The 17018-nt window shown below is 70.2% G+C and carries 12 protein-coding genes; 7 read left to right on the top strand and 5 right to left on the bottom strand.

The window, feature by feature from the left end; all coding sequences use genetic code 11:
* The first annotated feature begins 212 nt into the window (after positions 1-212).
* On the top strand, positions 213-1256 hold the full coding sequence (locus tag ACYVF7_RS38445) for a cellulose binding domain-containing protein (RefSeq protein ID WP_460350430.1): 1044 nt from the start codon (positions 213-215) through the stop codon (positions 1254-1256).
* A gap of 251 nt (positions 1257-1507) precedes the next feature.
* Positions 1508-3244 carry an RNA polymerase sigma factor gene (locus ACYVF7_RS38440; RefSeq protein ID WP_460350427.1) on the top strand — a complete coding sequence of 579 codons (1737 nt, stop codon included), beginning with the start codon at positions 1508-1510 and terminating at the stop codon, positions 3242-3244.
* Positions 3245-3250: 6 nt separating this feature from the next.
* Here the strand turns inward: ACYVF7_RS38440 and ACYVF7_RS38435 are convergent, their stop codons facing one another.
* Positions 3251-4570: an RNA-guided endonuclease InsQ/TnpB family protein gene (locus ACYVF7_RS38435; protein WP_460350424.1), complete on the bottom strand. Its 1320-nt coding sequence runs from the start codon at positions 4568-4570 to the stop codon at positions 3251-3253.
* Positions 4571-4892: 322 nt separating this feature from the next.
* On the opposite strand from ACYVF7_RS38435, the gene ACYVF7_RS38430 reads away from it, so the two are divergent.
* The 5 genes from ACYVF7_RS38430 (at position 4893) to ACYVF7_RS38410 (ending at position 12251) form a co-directional block, all read left to right on the top strand.
* The gene (locus tag ACYVF7_RS38430) at positions 4893-5855 is read left to right on the top strand and encodes an ABC transporter ATP-binding protein (protein WP_460350422.1); all 963 of its coding nucleotides are present in this window, start codon (positions 4893-4895) and stop codon (positions 5853-5855) included.
* Positions 5852-7204, top strand: a complete 1353-nt coding sequence (locus ACYVF7_RS38425) for a hypothetical protein (RefSeq protein WP_460350420.1) — start codon at positions 5852-5854, stop codon at positions 7202-7204. The genes ACYVF7_RS38430 and ACYVF7_RS38425 overlap by 4 nt, the downstream gene beginning before the upstream one ends.
* Positions 7205-7208: 4 nt before the next feature.
* Positions 7209-9959 carry a bifunctional YncE family protein/alkaline phosphatase family protein gene (locus ACYVF7_RS38420; protein WP_460350417.1) on the top strand — a complete coding sequence of 917 codons (2751 nt, stop codon included), beginning with the start codon at positions 7209-7211 and terminating at the stop codon, positions 9957-9959.
* A gap of 215 nt (positions 9960-10174) precedes the next feature.
* Positions 10175-11524: a right-handed parallel beta-helix repeat-containing protein gene (locus ACYVF7_RS38415; RefSeq protein ID WP_460350414.1), complete on the top strand. Its 1350-nt coding sequence runs from the start codon at positions 10175-10177 to the stop codon at positions 11522-11524.
* A gap of 70 nt (positions 11525-11594) precedes the next feature.
* Complete coding sequence (locus ACYVF7_RS38410; protein ID WP_460350411.1) at positions 11595-12251, top strand: GntR family transcriptional regulator; 657 nt, start codon at positions 11595-11597, stop codon at positions 12249-12251.
* Between the two features lie 140 nt (positions 12252-12391).
* On the opposite strand, the gene ACYVF7_RS38405 is transcribed toward ACYVF7_RS38410, so the two are convergent.
* From ACYVF7_RS38405 to ACYVF7_RS38390, 4 genes are all read right to left on the bottom strand, one after another.
* Positions 12392-13156 (bottom strand): fumarylacetoacetate hydrolase family protein, encoded by a 765-nt coding sequence (locus tag ACYVF7_RS38405; protein ID WP_460350408.1) that lies wholly within the window; start codon positions 13154-13156, stop codon positions 12392-12394.
* On the bottom strand, positions 13153-14202 hold the full coding sequence (locus ACYVF7_RS38400; protein WP_460350405.1) for a (Fe-S)-binding protein: 1050 nt from the start codon (positions 14200-14202) through the stop codon (positions 13153-13155). Before ACYVF7_RS38400 ends, ACYVF7_RS38405 begins: the two co-directional genes overlap by 4 nt.
* A complete protein-coding gene (locus ACYVF7_RS38395; RefSeq protein ID WP_460350402.1) occupies positions 14203-15597 on the bottom strand; it encodes an FAD-binding oxidoreductase in 1395 nt (464 codons plus the stop codon).
* Positions 15598-15755: 158 nt separating this feature from the next.
* The gene (locus ACYVF7_RS38390) at positions 15756-16694 is read right to left on the bottom strand and encodes a TIM barrel protein (protein ID WP_460350399.1); all 939 of its coding nucleotides are present in this window, start codon (positions 16692-16694) and stop codon (positions 15756-15758) included.
* Between the last annotated feature and the right edge of the window lie 324 nt (positions 16695-17018).

Below are 17018 nucleotides of genomic sequence, written 5' to 3'. Positions count from 1 at the left end.
GTCGACGGCCTGAGTTTCGAGTTGTCGGCGACACTTGTCAAACATCGGTTGAGACGCTTTCATTTCTTTCAAATGAAAGCCGCTGAAAGTCCGGTTGACCGCCCTGGTGGCGAGGCTTAGCGTCCTGGCATGGATTCGGGCCACGTCCGACACCAGAACAAAGCTTTTAGGAAATGCCGTCTACCGGCCGACACCGTAGTTGCGGAGCGGTAATGATGCGGAGAACCTCCCTGTGGTCGGCCGGCGCGCTGGCCGTGATCGTCGCGATCGTGCTGGCGGCCGGTGCCCTCATGGGTCTCAGCACCGCCGGCGCGGAGTCGAACGGCGGTGTACGGGTGATGCCGCTGGGCGACTCGATCACCGATGGGTTCACGGTTCCCGGCGGGTACCGAATCGGTCTGTGGCAGCGGTTCGTGAACGACGGGTACCGGGTGGACTTCGTCGGGTCGCTGTCGAACGGGCCGGCCGAACTCGGGGATCACGACCACGAGGGGCACTCCGGCTGGCGGATCGACCAGATCGACGCGAACGTCGTGTCCTGGCTGCGCACCTACATGCCGCACACCGTGCTGCTGCACATCGGCACCAACGACGTCGGCCAGAACGACGATCTGCCCAACGCGCCCGCGCGGCTGTCGACGCTGATCGACCACATCACCGCGACGGTGCCGGATGCCGAGGTGTTCGTGGCCACGATCATCCCGCTCGGATCGTCCGGCCTGGAGTCGGCCGCCCGTACGTTCAACGCGGCGATCCCGGGCATCGTCCAGAGCAAGGCCGGCGCCGGTAAGCACGTGCACCTGGTGGACATGCACGCCGCGCTGACCACCGCGGACCTGGCCGACGGCGTCCACCCCAACGCGACCGGCTACGACAAGATGGCCACCACCTGGTACAACGCCCTCAAATCGGTACCGGGGAGCATCGGCGAACCCGGTGGCACGGGCCCCACACCACCGGCCGGCGGCTGCACCGCCGCCTACAGCGTGGTCGGGCAGTGGTCCGGCGGCTTCCAGGCATCGGTCAAGGTGACCGCCGGGACCACGGCCATCACCGGCTGGACCGTCACCTGGCGATACGCCGGCGGCCAGACCGTCAGCCAGGTCTGGAACGCGACGCTCACCAGCTCCGGGTCCCAGGTCACCGCCCGTAACGTCGGTTACAACGGCGCGCTCGGCGCGGGTGCCAGCACCGAGTTCGGGTTCCTCGGCTCCGGAACGAGCGAAGTACCCGCGCTCACCTGCACGGCGGCCTGACCCGGCCGCCGTCTGCCGGCGATCAGGTGCGCAGGCGCTAGTCCGTGGCCATCCCGGCCCCGGACGGGCGCCTGCGGATGGATTCGGCCACCTCGCCCAGACGGGCGTAATCGTCGCCGTTGCCCCGCGTACGACAGGGTTTCGCCTGGTCAGCGGGCCATCGCATGCCGAATTGGAGGATAGTATCCGTTTCCTGTCGCTATGCGTAAGTTATCCCCATTCGGGGGTGACGTGGTGGGACGGAGGTATCAGTGTCCCTGACCGAGGCCCTACGGGCAGGAGCTCCGCAGGCGTTCGGCGCGCTCTACGACGAGTACGCCGAACCGCTCTACGCCTATTGCCATGTCATGGTCGGTGTGGAGGCGGGCGACGCGCTGCTCGACACCTTCGTCGCGGTCGCCGGTCGTCCGGACGCCGTTCCCCGCGAGGACGCGGAGTTGCCGGTATGGCTCCACTCGCTCGCCCGTGCCGCGTGCGTACGGCGCGGCGCCCTCGTGCGCGCCGTCGCGACGACCACGTCGGCCGACTCGCTGCGACGCGCGCTGGCCCTCCTGAGTCCCGAACACCGTGAGGTCCTGGCGCTGACGAACGCCCTCGATCCCGAGCAGACCGCCCGGGTGCTCGGCGTGACGCGGGAGGCCGCCGAGACGCTCGCGCGTGAGGCACAACGGCGCCTGGAGCAGGCCGCCGCCATCGTGAGCAGCCAGGAGACACGGGACTCGGCCATGCTCTCCCCGCTGAGCGGAGAGGCGCTGCACCGGCTGGTGACGCTGGGGCACGTGCCTCCGGCGGGATACCGAGAGCGCGTGCTGTCCTCGTGCGCGGCGGCCGGGCGCGTGTCCGGCAGAGCGTTCGCCGCCGACGGCACGCCCCCGCCCGACGCGCGGGCCGCTGATGCGACCCGGCAGATCCCAGGCGTCCGCCCGGACGAGGCGGCCACCGCGCCGTTGCGCCGGGTCGACACGGGCTCAGCGGACACGCGACCGGATCTGTTCGGGACCGGCGAGTCCCGGCCCGCCGAGCCGGTGCCCGAAGCGCCCGCGGGCTCCGAGCACAGGTCCGCGGACGTCACGCTGGGATCGGCCGCCTGGAAGGCCATCGACGCGGCGTGGGCCGAGGAGTCGAACGCACGCGGCGGCGAGCAGCCGCCACGCGTCGAAGACACGCACGCCGAGCGGAAGAGGTCATCGGTCGGTAGCCGCGTCCTGCCGGTCGTGGCCGCGGTGGCCTGCGTCGCCGCGGCGGCGGGCGCGGCCTTCGCGTTGTCCGGCTCCGGCCGCGCGCACGACACCGGCGTGGTCGTGCATCCGAGTGCGCGGCCGAGCCGTCCGGCCCAGCCCGTACCGTCGGGCGACCGGACGTCCCCGTCACCCAAGGCGGCCACTTCGGGCGCGAGCGCGTCGCCGACGCCGGCCCGTACCGCCGCCGCGCCCACGACCGCGGCACCTCGACGCGGCACCGCCGCTGCCACCGGCTCGCGCTCGGCGACCCCGACGCCACCCGCCAAGCCGACCCGATCCGTGACGCCGACCCCGACCCCGACCACCAAGCCGACCAAGACCACCAAACCGACGCCGACGACCAAGCCGACGCGGACGGCCAAGCCGACGCGGACGGCCAAGCCGACGCGGACGGCCAAGCCGGCTACGCCGACGGAACCGTCCCTGACGGCCGAGCCGAATCCGTTCGCCGAACCGGAGCCACCCGCTGAACCGAGTTCGCCGGCGGAACCGACGCGGTCCGCCGAAGCGACGCGACCCGCCGAACCGGCCCCGACGGCCAGACCGACCTCGCCGGACGAGTGGCCGGGTCAGTGGCCGACCAGGCCGAGACCGCACCACACCGACGAATCGGATGACGCGCCGGTGAACGGGCAGGGGAGCGAAGGTCAGAGCGAAGGTCATCGAGGCCCCGGCCGGACGTGTTACGGAACCTCCGGGGGAGCGTCTCGATGTGCTCAGCCCCACCCGTGGCGACACCAGTGGTGACGCCGGCTACGGCGTCCATCTGACGTTCGGGTTGACCTGACCGGTCCAAGTCAGCTTCTCGGCCGTGAACGGCCGGGCTTGCGGCCCGGGTTCACACCTTGTTGCGCTCCTCGTCGCGGCTGGCTGTCGTGCCGGGGTCGCATCTCCCTTCCCCTTGGTTTCAGGGGTGGGGACGGGCATGCTGACGAATGCCCACGCCACGCACGCCCGTTTCCGGATGTTCATGGCGGCGATGACGTCGGCGGGGCCAGCGAACCCGCACCGGCGACAACGGAAGGTATCGCGGTCGGGCCGGTTGGCCCGCATGGTGTGCCCGCACCAGGGCACGGGACACTGCTGGGAGGTGTAGGCCGGGTCCACTTCCACGAACGGCACCCCGGCCCGCAGGGCCTTGTACTGGAGGAACTCACCGAGCTGGTGGAACGGCCAGGTAGAGAGTGTGGCCCGCTGGTGCCGCCTGAGCCGTACCCGATCGCGTATCCCACTCAATTCCTCAAGCGCGATACCACGTTCGGTGCGTCGGGCAACGGCCACGATCTGCTTACTGATCTTGTGGTTCTCATTCGAAGCGTGCCGCGCCTCCCGCGCTGACCGACGGGCCAGACGACGGGCCGCCGACCGGCTGCCCGCGGCTTTCTTGGCCTGCAGTTCGGCGCGCAGCCTAGCCTGGCGCCTGCGATACCGCGCCAGGCCCTTGCCTTGGTGGTCGTCCCCGTCGGAGGTGGTGGCCAGGTTCACGATCCCCCGGTCCACCCCGATCCAATCGGCAGGCTCGAACTGCGGAGCCCCCTCGACCTCGCAGGTCGCATATAGGAAGAACATCCCGTCGCGGTGCACCAGGTCGGTTTCGCCTTTGCGGTGGGCCTCCAGGAACTTCAGCTGCCCGGGTTCGCCGGTGAAGGCGATGTTCCGGATTCGGCCCGCTACGGTCCAGATCGAGATTGTTCGGGCGTCCATCTGCCAGGACAGGCATCGGTCATCGAACGGCTGGGCGGCATCGGCCCGGAAGGCGATGGGCTTGGACTCGGCTTTGCGGCGCCGACGTGAATGCTCAGCCCCCAGCAGGCCCGCCTCGATCTGGGCGTGCAGGGTGGTGTAGGCGTCGGCGACCTTCCGGATCACATGCAATGCGGGTTGTGCCGACAGCCCCCGCGCCTTCAAATCCGCGTAGACGAGCTTTTGCAGCTTCTGCCGAGCGAACACCTTCTGGGCGAACGCGACCGCCGACACCTCATTGGCCGCGGCATTGCACAGGGGCAGGGTCGCCGCGAGCGCCGCCGCCTGCTCAGGCGTCGGCAGCAGCTTCACCTGCACCACCAGCTTCACAGTCAGTGACTTTATAAGTGCATACCGGCAGCGGTGTGCAAGTCCACGAATTCAACGCCGAAACCGACCACGCCCACCCGCTCGCGCACTACCCGCCCAAGATCGCCCTGCCGCTCAGGCGCTGCTAGCGCGCCCCGTCCATTAGCCATGCTAACGATCTTGGACCGGCCGTGACTGCTGGGTTGACTGCGAATCGACAGGGCCCGGTCGCGCACCACCGGACTTGGTTGTCATTTGCCAAACGTTCGACTGGGTGCCCTCCTAACGCAAACCACGATCTCTAAGTTCCTTCTGCTGGAGATCAACGCCAAGGGAGAGCGACATGCAGAGGAGCCCCGCAGTCCGGGGTCGCGGGATCAGGAAGTCCTTCGGTGACGTGGTCGCACTCGACGGCGTCGACCTCGACGTGGCGGGCGGGCAGGTCCACGGCCTGGTCGGCCCGAACGGCGCGGGCAAGACGACGCTCCTCGGTCTGCTGCTGGGCCTGGCCGTCGCGGACGGTGGCCGTCTGGAGATCCTGGGTACGCCGGTCGGACGGACGCTCGCCGTCCCCGACGGCGTCGCGGGCTTCGTGGACGGGCCCGGGCTCTATCCGTCACTCACCGCGCGGCAGAACCTCTCGGCCCTGGCCGCACTGCGCGGGTACGACGCCGGTCGCGCCGCGCGCGTCGACGACGCGCTGGAGCAGGTCGGGCTCACCGATGTCGCCGACGACCGCATCCGGGGATTCTCGCTGGGCATGCGCCAGCGGCTCGGGCTGGCCGCCGCGCTGCTCACCACACCGCGACTGCTCGTGCTCGACGAGCCGGCCAACGGTCTGGACCCGGCCGGCAAGTACCACGTGCACCGCGTCATCACCCGGCTCGCCGAGGACGGGACCGCGGTGGTCCTCTCCAGCCACCGGATGGACGACCTCGCCGCGCTGTGCTCCGAGGTCACCGTCCTCGCCACCGGGCGGGTCGTCTTCTCCGGGCCGGTGAGCAAGCTCGCCGCCGAGAGCGGGGAGCTCGACTACCGGCTGCTCACCTCCGACTCGGCGGCCGCCCGCCAGGTGGCGCTGGACACGCCGGGACTCCGCGTCGTACCCGGTCGCGACCGCGTCGAGCGGCTGGACGCCGACGAACTCGTGGTCCGCGGAGCCGTGCCGACCATCGAGGACCTGGTGGCGCGGTTGGTGCGGGCCGGCGTGGCGGTACGCGAGGTGGCGCCCGTGGTGGCGCCGCTCGAGGCCGCGTTCCTGGCCCTGACCGGGACCGGGCAGACCGATGAGGAGGATGTTCGATGACCGCGACCGTCGCACCACCGCCGGTCGAGGCCCGGCCGGCGCCGGTGCTGCGTGGCTACCGGTTCGAGCTGGTCAAGCTGCTCTCCCAGTGGCGGATCCGCGTGCTGCTGCTCGCCTGCTGGATCGCCCCCGCGGGCTTCGTGGCCGCGGTGAGCGCGCAGAGCCAGCTGCCCGCCGACACGGTCTTCGGCCGGTGGATGCACGCGACCGGCTGGGCGGGGGCACTGGTCGTGCTGGACTTCTCACGCAGCTGGGCGCTCCCGCTGCTGACGGCGCTCGTCGCGGGTGACGTCTTCGCGACCGAGGACCGGCTGGGCACCTGGCGGCACCTCCTCGTGGCGGTCCGCTCACCGAGGCGGATCTTCGTGGCGAAGGGCCTCGCGAGCCTCACCGTGCTGCTGCTGCTGGTGGCCGGGCTGGCCGCCTCGGGCATCGCCGGCGGCCTGGCCGCGGTCGGCAACCGGCCGCTCGTCGGCCTGGACGGCCATCTCCTCACCCCGGCGGCCGCGGCCGGCACGGTCCTGCTCTCGTGGGCCTGCGTGCTGGCGCCGACGCTGGCGTTCGCCGCGATCGGCCTCCTCGGCTCGGTGGCCCTGGGCCGCTCCACGATGGGTCTGCTGATGCCCGCGCTCGTCGCGTTCGCGCTGCAGCTCGCGCAGTTGCTCCCGCTGCCGGTGGCCGTGCAGCTGGCCCTGCCGAGCCACGCCTTCCTCGCCTGGCGCGGGCTCTTCACCAGCCCGGCGCAGGTGGGTCCCCTCCTCGTCGGCATCGCGGTGAGCCTGGCGTGGGCGGCCGTCGCCACCGCGCTGGCCTACCACCTCTTCCTGCGCCGCGACTTCACCGACCTCGCGTACGACGGGTCGGGCCGGCGCGTCCTCGTGGCGGGCGTGCTGCCGCTGGCCGGCCTGGTCGCCCTCACCGTCGTCGTGCTCATCGGCGCGACCCCGGCCAAGGGCTCCGGGATCGAGCGGACCAAGCTGCAGGACTCGCTCGCCACGGCGTACGCCCACCTCTACCGGCTGCAGACGCGGGAGCTCCATCGCCCCGACGTCACCGAGGCGCAGCAGCGGGCCACCGCGTCCTGCGACAAGGGCGGCTCCCTGGTCCCCGACCACGGACCGGGCAACGACTGGCGGTGTGTCGTGACCTGGCACCTTCCCGGCGCGACCGCCGTGGGCACCGCCATCTACCAGCTCGACGTCACCGCGGACGGGCGGTACGTCGCCGACGGAGACGGGCCGAAGGAGGTGAACGGCTACTTCCCGGTGCGCACCCAGACCGGGGACGCACCCAACCCCCTGTGGCAATTCGACGGGAACGTCGATCTGCTCGCAAGCACTAAGGAATAGATTCATGCAGGTCACCCGCCAGCGCATCGAGAAGGTCCCGCTCGGGCTCTTCCGTCGATTCACCAACAGCCGTTTCCGCGTGGTGGCGGCCGGCACCGCGGCTCTCGCCATCACCAGTGGGGGCGTGGCGTTCGCCTCCACCAACGGCTTCGGCACCAGCCACGTCGGAGAGACCACCCGCAAGGGCATGGTGGTATCCGCCGACCAGTACATCAAGCCGATCGGCGAGCGTCTCGTCATCAACAACGGCAAGATCATGTCGTCCACGGTCAGCCCGGACGGCACCCACCTCGCGGCCAACGTCACCGACGGTGGGATGGCGCTCGCCGTCGTGGACCTGAAGAACTGGAAGGTCCAGCAGCTCGTCGGCAACAACAAGGCCGCGGACCTGAAGATCGGCGGCAACGACGTGGGCCAGGAAGGCCCCACGTACTCGCCCGACGGTTCGCAGCTGTGGCTGGGCCAGGCCAACGGCTACACCAAGTTCACCGTGAACCCGGACGGCACCCTCGCCAACCCGACGTCCATCAAGATCGCGGCGGACGGGTCCAAGCAGGCGCTCGTGGGTCAGGCGGTGTTCTCGGCCGACGGCAAGACCGTGTACTCCGCCGTCAACGGCCAGAACCGCGTGGTCGCCATCGACGCGGCGACCGGCGCCATCCAGCAGAGCTGGGCCGTGGGCAACGCCCCGCGTGATCTGGCGCTGGTCGGCAACAAGCTTTACATCAGCAACGAGGGCGGCCGCCCGGCGAAGCCCGGCGAGACGACGATCAACTCCTACGGCACCCAGGTGCCGGCCAACCCGGAGACCGGTGCCACCACCACCGGCACGGTCAGCGTCATCGACCTGGCGAACCCGGCCAATGCCGCCGGAAGCATCGACGTCGGTCTGCACCCGACGGCCCTGTACGCCAAGAACGGGGCGCTGTTCGTCACCAACACCGCCACCAACAACGTGTCCGTCATCGACACGGCCAAGGATAAGGTCGTCCAGACCATCGCCACCCAGCCGTGGCCGGAGGCGTCGGTCGGCTACGAGCCCGACGCCGTGACGCTCACCGACGACGGTCACCTGCTGGTGACGCTCGGCCGCGCCAACGCGGTCGCCGTCTACCGGTACACGAAGCCGCTGGAGCCGGTCAGCTACGTCGGTCTGCTCCCGACGGACTACTTCCCGTCGGAGATCACCACCGTCGGCAACGACGTGCTGGTCTCCAACACCCGTGGTATCGACGCCCTCCGCACGCCGCCCGCCAACAGCGCCGGGCACGGCACCCACGACACGACGTCGAGCCTGCAGCGGTTCAAGCTGCCGTCCGACGGCGTCATCAGGTCCCTGACGAGGAAGGTCTTCCAGCAGAACGGCTGGACTCCGGGCTCGGTCCTGCGGAGCAGGGGCAACGGTGCGAAGCCGGTGGCCGTCCCGGTGAAGCTCGGCGACCCCTCGACGATCAAGCACGTCTTCCTGCTCGTCAAGGAGAACCGGACCTACGACCAGGTCTTCGGCGACATGCCGCAGGGCAACGGCAGCCCGACGCTGGCCCAGTACGGCGAGAACGTGACGCCGAACCAGCACGCGCTGGCCAAGCAGTTCGGGCTGTACGACAACACCTACGACATCGGCACGAACTCCGCCGAAGGCCACAACTGGCTCATGCAGGCCGACGACCCGGAGTACACCGAGTCCTCGGCCGGTGAGTACACGCGCAGCTACGACACCGAGGACGACGCTCTCGGCCATCAGCGGACCGGCTTCATCTGGACCGGTGCGCAGGCGGCGGGCAAGACCGTACGGGACTTCGGCGAGTTCCAGTCGTTCGAGAGCAAGGCCGGCGCGACCTGGCAGAACCTGTACTGCGACGCCAAGACCATGTCGGCGAACCCCGCGCAGAACACCGCCTACCCCATCCAGACGGGCTCGGCGATCCCGTCGCTCAACAAGGTGTCGGCGCCCGGCTTCCCGCTCTTCGACACGAGCGTCCCGGACATCTACAAGTACGAGATCTGGAAGCGTGACTTCCAGAAGAACGGGCAGGCGAACCTGAACATGTTCTGGTTCTCCAACGACCACACCGGTGGTCCGCCGACCGGGCCCGCCCAGGTCGCGGACAACGACCTCGCGACCGGCAAGGTGATCGACACCATCTCGCACAGCAAGTACTGGAAGGACTCCGCGATCTTCGTGGTCGAGGACGACTCCCAGGCCGGCGTCGACCACGTCGACGGCCACCGTGCCCCGATCCAGATCATCAGCCCCTGGGCCAAGCACGGCACCGTCGACAGCCGCTACTACTCGCAGATCACGATGATCCGGACCATCGAGCAGATCCTCGGGATCCACCCGATGAACCAGAAGGACAGCGCCGCGACCCCGATGAGCACGGCGTTCAACGGCAAGCCCGACAACACGCCGTTCACCGCTCTGCCCAACCGGACCTCGCTGACCCTGGGTCTGTCGACCCAGCCGACCTGCGGCTCGGACACCCCGGCACCGCAGGACGTGAAGGCCGCGGCCGTGCCGTCGGCGGCGGTGCCGAAGGCCGAGCAGCCGGTGGCGGCGAAGTGGCAGGCGTGGAAGGCGAAGCAGCCGTTCACCGGGCCCAACGCCAAGGCCGACTCCGCCAACCCCGAGCAGATGAACCACTTCTCGTGGTACGAGGCGCACGGGTGGACGAAGCCCTACCCGGGTGAGACCAAGATCTACGCTCCGGACCAGGTCCCCGGCGCGTACATCCCCGCGTCGGACAACGACTGACCTTCGCACAACGGAAGTGACGGCCCGCCGGGGATCCCGGCGGGCCGTCGCCATGTCCGGGCACTGAAACTTTCATCGCCTCACCGCAGGCCGTCCCCGGTGACGACGGGATGGCCGCGGCGGCCGACGGACGGGACATTGACTGCGACCTTGTTAGCGGTAACATCAGCGCCCGGAACTTGATGATCACGCACCTTCGCGCGAGGGAGATCTCGATGTATCCGACACCGCGGCGGCGGGCCCTTCGCCGGGTCGCAGCGGCCTCAGCGATCCTGACCCTGAGCGGCGCGATCGGTGCGATCACGGCGGCCGCGAGCAGCGCGGCGGCCGGGAAGGTCTACTACGTCGCCCCGACGGGCAATGACGGCGCCGCGGGGACGCAGGCCGCGCCCTGGGCCACGATCGCGCACGCGCAGTCCGTCGCCGCGGCGGGTGACACGGTGTATCTCCGGGGTGGCACCTACGCCTACACACACGCCGACAGCAGCTGCAAAAGCCAGACGGACAAGGTCGACGCGATCACCCTGAACAAGAGCGGGAGTTCCGGCAGTCCGATCAGCTACCTGGCCTATCCAGGAGAGAAGCCGGTCTTCGACTTCTCCCGCATGACCGACGACTGCCGGATCAAGGGCTTCGACGTCACCGGGAGCTGGATCCACCTCAAGGGGCTGGAGGTCAAGGGCGTTCCGCAGAACAACGACCTGAACCACGAGTCCTGGGGCATCTGGGTCTCCGGCAGCGACAACACCTTCGAACTGATCAACGCCCACAACAACATGGGACCCGGCCTGTTCATCCAGGACGGCGGCGGCAACCTCGTCCTCAACTCCGACTCGCACGACAACTACGACCTGCACACCTCCAACGGGGCCGGCGAGAGCGCCGACGGGTTCGGGGCGCACATCTCGGCCGGCCATCCCGGGAACGTGTTCCGGGGCTGCCGCGCGTGGTGGAACTCCGACGACGGGTTCGACCTCATCAACGCCTTCTCGTCGGTGACCATCGAGAACTCGTGGGCGTGGCGGAACGGGTACGTGCCGGAGACGACCACGGCGGCCGGCAACGGAAACGGCTTCAAGGCGGGCGGATACGGCGGTGACTATGTCGCCAACGGCGCCAAGCACACGGTCCGTACCTCGGTGGCGTTCGCCAACAGGGCGGCGGGCTTCTACGCCAACCACCACACGCTGGCGAACGACTACTTCAACAACACCGGTTACGGGAACCACCCGGACTTCAACATGCTCGGCGTGAACTCGAGCGGTGCCGCCGTCGGCCTGGGCAATCTGCGCAACAACCTCGCCTACACGGGCACCCTGACGTCGAACATGACCGGCACCAACGCCGCGTACAACTCCTGGAACCTGAGCGTCACCCTCTCGGACGCGCAGTTCCAGAGCGTGTCGACGTCCGGCTGGGACACGGCTCGCCAGGCCGACGGCAGCCTGCCCGTACTGCCCAACCTCCGCCTCGCGTCGAACAGCACCCTGATCGACAAGGGCGTCAACGTCGGCCTGCCCTACAGCGGGTCGGCACCGGATCTCGGAGCCTTCGAAGCCCGCTGAGACGGATCGGCACGGCCGGCCGTGGTGCGTTCGCGTGGCCGTGGATTGTCAGACGTGTAATCATGTCGGCATGGGGCGAGCGGGTCTCTCGACGGTCACGGTGGTCGACGCGCTGGTCGAGGCGCTGCGGGAGCAGATCCTCGACGGGCAGTGGCCTCCGGCGGCGCCGGTCGCCGAGGTGGAGGTGGCGCGGCGTTTCCAGGTGTCGCGGCCGACGGCGAAGGCGGCGGTACGCACGCTGGTGTTCGAGGGCCTGCTCCGACAGGACTCACACCACGCGGCCGTTGTTCCGTCCCTCTCCGCGCAGGACATCGAGGATCTGTACTTCGTCCGTATTCCGCTGGAGCTCGCGATGGTCGAGCGCCTCAGTCAGGCGAACGGCGCCCGGCTGGACGACGCCGAGAACGCGATCGGCGCCTTGGAGAGGCTGCCCGACGACGCGGTGACCAGCTCGTTCGTGGAGGCGGACCTGGGGTTCCACCGTGCGCTGGCCGCGGCGACCGGCAGCTGGCGCCTCGAGCGCTCCTACAACGCGTTGGCGGGGGAGGTGCACCTGTGCATGATGCAGACGCGGCAGGCCCTCGGCCGGACGCGGATCGCCCACGAGCATCGCCAGATCCTCCAGGCGATCCGTCGCGGGGACGGGCCCGGCGCGGTGGAGGCCGCCCGGCGGCACCTGACCGAAGCACGGGACGCGCTGCTGGAGCGGGCCGACCGGACGGCCTGAGGATCCGGTGGTGCGGCGGTCGCCGGACGCTCATCCGGTGATCGCCGCACGCGTACGGAAAACGGAACGTCAGGCCTGCCGGAACTGCTGGCGCTGCCGGCCGAGACCGTCGATCTCCAGTTCGACGACGTCGCCCGCCTTCAGGAAGTCGGCGGTGGGAGAACCCAGCGCGACGCCGGCGGCGTACCGGTGTTGATGACGTCGCCCGGCCGCAGGACCATGAACTGGCTCAGGTACCAGACGAGATGGTCGACTCCGAAGATCATGTCCGCGGTGGTGCCGTTCTGGCGCAGCTCGCCGTTCACCCACAGCCGGAGACGGAGATCCTGCGGATCGGCGACCTCGTCCCCGCTGAGGATCCATGGGCCCAGCGGGTTGAAGGTCTCGCAGTTCTTGCCCTTATCCCACTGGCCGCCGCGTTCGAGCTGGAATTCCCGCTCCGACACGTCGTTGCTGATCGCGTACCCGGCGATGCAGGCGCGGGCCTGCTCGACCGAGTCGAGGTAGCGCGCGGTGGCGCCGATGACGACCGCGAGCTCCACCTCCCAGTCGGTCTTCTTCGAACCACGAGGAATCAGCACGTCATCGCCGGGACCGACGACGGTGTCCGCCGCCTTGAGGAAGAGGATCGGCTCCTCGGGCGGGGCGGCGCCGGTCTCGCGCGCGTGGTCGGCGTAGTTGAGCCCGATGCAGACGACCTTCCCGACCCGGCCGAGCGGAGGGCCGAACCGCCCAGGCTCGACTACCGGCAGTGCGTCGACGTCGAGCCCCTCCGGAGAGCTCACGAACTCGGCGTCGATGGTGTCGGTGAGCGGGGTCAGATCGCGCCAGAGGCCGTCGGCTCCGGACACGATGGGCCGCTCGGCTCCCGGCGCACCCGTACGCGCGAATCTCATGGTGATCATGGTCCTTTCGTGGAGAGGGCGAGGAACTCGGTCAGGTGTACGGCGCGGACCCGCGAACGGTGCCGGCGCAACGCCTGGCGAAGCTGGCGCAGGCAACCGGGGTTGACCGCGACCACCAGGTCGACGCCGGCGGCCTCGATCTCGGCCACCTTGGCCTTCGCCAGGGTCCGCGACTCGCGGGGGCGGACCAGCGCGTACGTGCCGGCGGCGCCGCAGCAGGTGGCCGCCGAGGGCAGTTCGACGTACTCCGCGACACTCTGCAGCAGTCGTCGCGGTTCGCGCCACACACCGAGGCCGTTGCGCAGGTGACAGGAGTCCTGCAACGTCACCCGGGCGGGCCGGCCGTCGATCAGGACCGGCTGGAACCGCTGGTCCTGGACGTATTCGGAGAACTCCCGTACCCGCTCCCGCCCGATCACCGAGGCGAGATGGGCGGCGCATCCGCCAGAGGTGGTGACGATGGTGCCGGGCAGGTCGTCGCCGAGGCGGCGGGCCATCGCCGCGCCCCGTTCGGGTTCTCCGTTGTGCGCGTGCAGCGCGCCGCAGCAGCCCTGGTCCGGGTCGGCCGCGAGGCCCGGCACCAACGCGAGCGCGGCACGGCTGACCTGGGGGAACAGCGTCCGCTCCACGCAGCCGAGCATCAGCTGATCGGCCCCGGCGGCCTTCCGGCGGGCGGCGCGCCGGAGGATCCCGGCGATCCGGTGGACCGGGCGCAGCGTCACCAGCAGGACGAGGGCGCGCACGATCAGCGGACGGCGGCGTCCCTGCCACTGCGCGCCGCGCCACTGTTCGAGCAACTGGCCGTACTCGACACCCGCGGGACAGACCGGCTCGCAGGCGCGGCAGCCGAGGCAGAGGGACGCCTGGTCGGTCAGGGTGGGATCGTCGAGGTCGAGCCGCCCGGCGTCGAGGGCGCGCATGAGGGTGATCCGGCCCCGGGGCGAGGAGGCCTCGTCGCCGGTCATGGCGTAGGTGGGGCATGCCGGGAGGCAGAACCCGCAGGAGATGCAGCGGCTGAGCCGGTCGGGGTCGAAGAGGTCGGCCACTTATGATCCCAGCTTTCCGGGGTTGAGGATGCCCGCCGGATCGAAGGCGGACTTGATCCGGCGCAGGAGGGCCGTCTGCGCCGGTCCGAGCCGTTCGGTCAGGTAGGGCAGCTTCGCTGCGCCGACGCCGTGCTCGCCGGTGATCGTCCCGCCCATTGCGATCGCGGTCCGGAAGATCTCGCCGAAGGCGCGTTCGGCCCGGTCGATGGCCTCGGTGTCGTCGGCGGAGGGCAGCACGCACGTCGGGTGCAGGTTGCCGTCACCGGCGTGCCCGAACGTCGCGATCACGACGTCGTGCCGGCGCGCGATCTCGTCGATGCGGGCGACCATCTCGGCGAGACGGGGCCGGGGCACGCTCGCGTCCTCGAGGATCGTCAGGGAGCCGAGCCGGGACAGCGCCGGAAGGGTGCAGCGGCGGGCGGCCAGCAGCGACTCGGCCTCGGCGACGCCACCGATCTCGATGGACAGGGCACCGCTGTCGAGACACGCCTGCCGCATCCGCGCGAGGCTCGCGGCCACCTGATGGTCCTCGCCGTCGTCGCCGAAGAGCAGCATCGCGCCGGCCGTCGCGTGCAGCCCGAGCTGGGCGTAGGCGTCGACGGCGTCCATGCAGCGCCGGTCGAGGAACTCCAGCGTGGCGGGCACGACGCCGCGCGCGATGATCTCGGCGACGGCACGCCCCGCCGCCTCGAGGTCGGTGAAGTAGGCCAGTCCGGTCCCCGCCGTCGCGGGCGCGGGCAGCAGGGCGACGGTGGCCTCGGTGATGATGCCGAGCGTTCCCTCCGAGCCCGTGAGCAGCCGGGTCAGGTCGTATCCCGCGACGTCCTTCCACAGCCGGCCACCGGTGGTGACGATCTCACCGGTTCCGAGCACCGCGGTGAGGCCGAGGACGTAATTGCGGGTGACGCCGTACTTCAGCCCGCGCAGCCCGCCGGCGCAGGTGGCGATGTTGCCGCCGATCGTGGAGACGGTGTGGCTGCCCGGGTCGGGCGGATAGAACAGGCCGTGCTCGCCCGCCGCCTTCGCCAGCGTCGCCGTCGTCACGCCCGGCTGGACCCGGGCCAGGAGCTCTGCGGGGGCGATCTCCTCGATGCGCCGCATCCGGGTCGTGGTCAGGACGATGCCGCCCTGCTGGGCCGAGGTGGCGGCGCACAGGTTGGACCCGGAGCCTCGCGGAATGATCGGGATGCCATGCTGGACGGCGATGCGGACGATCTCGGCGATCTGCGGCGCGTCGCCGGGCTCGACGATCGCCTGCGGGTAGGCGTGGAACAGCGGCGTCGCATCCCGCGCGTACGCCTCGAGCACCCCGGGGTCGGTGCGCACGTTTTCGTCGCCGACGACCGAGCGGAGCTTCCGCAGCACATTGGTGGAGAGAGACCGTTCGCTGAACATTGTCTGACATGTAACCATGTCAGCAGGCAGTCGTCCAGGGTCGGGTCGCTCGCCGCCCGGTCGTCCTCGCAGCCCGTGCACGGCTGCGCGATGGACGCGAGCGCCCGCCTCCTCGGTCGCCCGCGCGGCGCGGGCGTGATCGAGGTCCTTCAGCGGTGTCAGGGCGCACCCAGGCCATACCGACGCAGGTAGTCGCGAGTGCGCGTGGCGATGGGCAGCGGCACGTCCGGATCGCACGGGTAGAGGTCCTGCTCGATGATCACGAAGATGTCCGCGTCGAGTTCGTCCATCGCGCCCGCGAGGGACTCCAGAGAGGGGATCCCCCGTGGGGGTTCGCACATCACGCCGCGGCGTACCGCGGGCGCGAATGCCAGGTCCTCCTTCTCCACCTCCGCGAGCACCGCCGGATCCACCTGCTTGAAGTGGATGTAGCCCACCCGCGAGGGGAACCGGCGGATGATCGCGACGCTGTCGGCCCGGCGATAGGCGAGGTGGCCCGTGTCGAGGCAGAGCCCGACGTGTTCGGGGGCGGTGTCCCGCAGGTAGCGCTCGGTCTGTTCCTGGGTCTCGACGTGGGTGTCGGCGTGTGGATGGAACACCAGCCGCACGCCGTACTCCTCCGCGACGATACGGCCGAGCTCACCGGACGCGCGTACGAGCTGCCGCCACGCGTCCGCGTCCAGCTCACGGGGCTCGACCCACTCCGCGGTCATGACGTCGCGGTAGAACGCGGGCAGGAAGACGAGATAGCGCCCGCCGACGGTGGAGACCAGCGCCGCGATCCGGCGGGCCTCGTCACGGATGGCCGCGAAGTCGCCGGGCCGGTGCAGCGCGCCGTAGACGGCGGCCCCGGACAGCTTCAGTCCCCGCTCGCCGAGCTCGGCGAGCAACTGCTCCGGTTCGGTCGGCAGGTAGCCGAACGGCCCGAGCTCCAGCCATTCGTACCCGGCCTGCTTGATCTCGTCGAGGAACCGGTGCCACGGAATCTGCCGTGAGTCGCCGGGGAACCAGACCCCCCACGAGTCGGGCGCGCTGCCGACCCGGACCCGGCTCAGGTCGCTGCGCCCGGCAGCGAATGCGTCCTTGATGTCGGTCATGATCATTCACCCGCCTCTGGTCGTCGGGATGGCGGCTTCGCGGTCGCTGCCGGGAAGCGTGGGAACGACCGGTGGTGTTCGCCGAAATCCACGTCGGGGCGGCCGCTCCGCGCTGGCGCGGGTGTACGAGCGGACGCCTCTTGGGCGTGGCCGAACAGGGCGCCCGGGTTCGTCGGCGTGTCGCCGGACCATTGCCGTTGTATTCACCAGAGTGACATACGGTCGCGGCCGGTCGGAGGCCCGGTGACCTCAGGCGCCGCCGGATCGCCATATTCCGGACAGCCCGTTGCCCGCCGCATTACCCGCACCTTCCAGGGGCCGCAG

It is taken from the genome of Actinoallomurus acanthiterrae (assembly GCF_054775715.1).
The sequence above is the reverse complement of the archived record's forward strand: the minus strand, read 5'-3'. Positions and strand labels throughout refer to the sequence as shown.

Excerpts from the sequence above, each read along its gene's own strand:
- ACYVF7_RS38415 (WP_460350414.1), top strand. The coding sequence starts at position 10,175 with ATGTATCCGACACCGCGGCGGCGGGCCCTTCGCCGGGTCGCAGCGGCC.
- ACYVF7_RS38395 (WP_460350402.1), bottom strand. The coding sequence starts at position 15,597 with ATGTTCAGCGAACGGTCTCTCTCCACCAATGTGCTGCGGAAGCTCCGC.
- ACYVF7_RS38430 (WP_460350422.1), top strand. The coding sequence starts at position 4,893 with ATGCAGAGGAGCCCCGCAGTCCGGGGTCGCGGGATCAGGAAGTCCTTC.
- ACYVF7_RS38420 (WP_460350417.1), top strand. The coding sequence starts at position 7,209 with ATGCAGGTCACCCGCCAGCGCATCGAGAAGGTCCCGCTCGGGCTCTTC.
- ACYVF7_RS38390 (WP_460350399.1), bottom strand. The coding sequence starts at position 16,694 with ATGACCGACATCAAGGACGCATTCGCTGCCGGGCGCAGCGACCTGAGC.
- ACYVF7_RS38410 (WP_460350411.1), top strand. The coding sequence starts at position 11,595 with ATGGGGCGAGCGGGTCTCTCGACGGTCACGGTGGTCGACGCGCTGGTC.
- ACYVF7_RS38445 (WP_460350430.1), top strand. The coding sequence starts at position 213 with ATGATGCGGAGAACCTCCCTGTGGTCGGCCGGCGCGCTGGCCGTGATC.
- ACYVF7_RS38425 (WP_460350420.1), top strand. The coding sequence starts at position 5,852 with ATGACCGCGACCGTCGCACCACCGCCGGTCGAGGCCCGGCCGGCGCCG.
- ACYVF7_RS38405 (WP_460350408.1), bottom strand. The coding sequence starts at position 13,156 with ATGATCACCATGAGATTCGCGCGTACGGGTGCGCCGGGAGCCGAGCGG.